Annotated in this window: 1 protein-coding gene; it reads right to left on the reverse strand. The window is 65.0% G+C overall.

What is annotated here, in order from left to right; translation table 11 throughout:
* Positions 1 to 254: hypothetical protein (locus B3520_RS06740; protein WP_286875738.1), on the reverse strand; the 254-nt coding region annotated here is incomplete at both ends.

Genomic DNA, 254 nt, shown 5'->3' on the forward strand with positions numbered 1-254 from the left:
GTGAGCCAGGCGGGAGAAGAGCAGCTTCAGGTAGTCGTTCAGTTCGGTCATGGTGCCCACGGTGGAGCGGGAGGTGCGTACCGTATTGCTCTGCTCGATGGCGATGGCCGGCGGGATGCCGTCGATCAGGTCCACCGCCGGCTTGTCCATCCGGTCCAGAAACTGCCGGGCGTAGGCGGAGAAGGTCTCCACATAGCGTCGCTGGCCCTCGGCGTAGATGGTATCGAACGCCAGGGTGGACTTGCCCGAGCCGC

This window comes from Marinimicrobium sp. UBA4509, from assembly GCF_002388575.1.
In the GTDB taxonomy this organism is placed as follows: Bacteria; Pseudomonadota; Gammaproteobacteria; order Pseudomonadales; family Cellvibrionaceae; genus Marinimicrobium; species Marinimicrobium koreense.